General features: G+C 44.1%; 2 protein-coding genes. One reads left to right on the top strand and one right to left on the bottom strand.

Annotated elements, in window-relative coordinates; all coding sequences use genetic code 11:
* Positions 1-1,214: MlaD family protein (locus F6K53_RS38950; protein WP_293085230.1), on the top strand; the 1,214-nt coding region annotated here is incomplete at its 5' end.
* Positions 1,215-1,433: 219 nt separating this feature from the next.
* On the opposite strand, the gene F6K53_RS38955 is transcribed toward F6K53_RS38950, so the two are convergent.
* A complete protein-coding gene (locus F6K53_RS38955; protein ID WP_293085233.1) occupies positions 1,434-1,724 on the bottom strand; it encodes a DUF3288 family protein in 291 nt (96 codons plus the stop codon).
* Positions 1,725-1,909 lie beyond the last annotated feature (185 nt).

Genomic DNA, 1,909 nt, shown 5'->3' on the forward strand with positions numbered 1-1,909 from the left:
TCCAAGTTGGGAGAATCACTAACATTGAACCCGGTACTAATGGGGTCAATGTCACCGTTGAAATTGATGACCCTGGATTGTTAATCCCCCGCAAAGTCCAGGTTGAAGCTAATCAATCGGGTTTAATTGGTGCTACCAATGTGGATATCATGCCCCTAGGACAATTACCTGCAACTGCTCAAAGTCTTACACCCTTCGGAGCACAATGTAATTCTTCCCTAGTTATTTGTGAAGAAGATCAGATTAATGGTGATGTGGGTTCCACCTTTGCTGACCTCCTACGGAACGGAAATCGCATTGCTGAACTCTTCGGTGATCCAGCCTTTTTTGACAAAATCAATAGTCTTGCGGAAAATGCCTCCAATGCCGCCAGAGACGTGTCAGAACTTAGCAAAGAGATGACCCAGTTGTCCCGGATAGTGCGGCAAGAGGTAGCAGGCTTGTCCAACGCAACGAATGCTGTGACCAGTGCTGCCAATCAAACATCTAGTCTAATTGGGTTGGCAACCAGTAGCATTTCTAGTACGTCTGAGCAATACAGCCAAACGGCAAGGGAACTAAATCAGTTGATTACCTCTGCCAATCAACTATTGGTCAGCAATCGGGGAAATTTGGTGACCACCTTGGATAGCATCTCTCAGGCCAGTCAAGATCTGCGTGTATTGACCAGCAACTTAACTATTACCGCGAATCAGGTTAACTCAGCGGTTTATCAAACGGATGTATCACAGATGCTGCGGAACTTAGAAAACCTATCGGCTAATGCTGCCCAAGCATCTGCTAACTTACGTAATGTTTCCAATACTCTCAACAGTCCTACTAATTTACTGGTATTACAACAAACCCTAGACTCAGCACGAGTTACCTTTGAAAATGCCCAAAAGATTACCGCTGACCTAGATGATCTGACTGGGGATCCAGCTTTTCGCCGCAATGTCAAGGATTTAGTTAATGGACTCAGCGGCTTAGTGTCTTCTACCGAGCAGCTGCAACAGCAGGCTTTGATATCTCAACAACTGGAAGCTCTCAATACTGCTATAGACACCGCCTCGTCTAATGATCCTGCTAAAACCGTTTCCATCCCTAAGTCCCCCCCTAAGATCGATCCACCTCAGATCGATCCAATAGCTCCAGCTGATCAGAAGCTTCAACCGAATCAAGAAAAACAGATGTTTAAGCTTTTACCCCCAGCCCCTAGGAAATCGGTTAAATGAAATGAATTTAGTAAAGGGAAAAGGGAACAGCGGATCTCGGAACAGTGGATCTCGGAACAGGGAAAAAATCCTGTTCACCTCATAGCCATGAAAAACTCTATAAAGAACTAAAGACCCTCTTGCAAAAGAAGCTTTTTGATACTGCTACTCCCTACTCCCTACTCCCTACTCCCTACTCCCTACTCCCTACTCCCTATTCGCGACTTCAGCAAAGAAGTCTTAAGTCCAGTCATCTTGGTTGCCAGAACTGTTGTCTCGTCTATACGCGAGACCGGCTTGATGAATCTGAAGGGTTTTCTCAAAAAGCTGTTGTTCTGTCAGTTGCCATCGCTGGAGCAGTACATCCAAGTCCCTTTGAATGGCTCTAGCACCGGGAAAGCTGTCATAGCGAATCCGCAGTCGGGCTAATTCCGCCAAGTTGTATTCATTGGGTTGTTGTTGTAAAAGACGGTTAACTATTTCGCGATCGCGTTTTTCCTGAGGATGTTGCTGGTCTTGATTTCCTTCCATTTAATAGTAGTATTAATACTAGTCAAATAATTCCGATTATAACTAATAAGTTGTACTTAGGTTTTTAGCTTTAAAAATACTTTTCGTTTTGTTGATATAGCTATTTATAACCTAATCAGATACACAGGATTTTTTACCTGTTCCGATATCCGAAGTTCCCTTTCCTAAAGGTGCAAGCTCTCAGA

The sequence above is a fragment of the Moorena sp. SIO4A1 genome, from assembly GCF_010672065.1.
Taxonomy (GTDB): domain Bacteria; phylum Cyanobacteriota; class Cyanobacteriia; order Cyanobacteriales; family Coleofasciculaceae; genus Moorena.

Coding starts and splice junctions, on each gene's coding strand:
- F6K53_RS38955 (WP_293085233.1), bottom strand. CDS start 1,724: ATGGAAGGAAATCAAGACCAGCAACATCCTCAGGAAAAACGCGATCGC.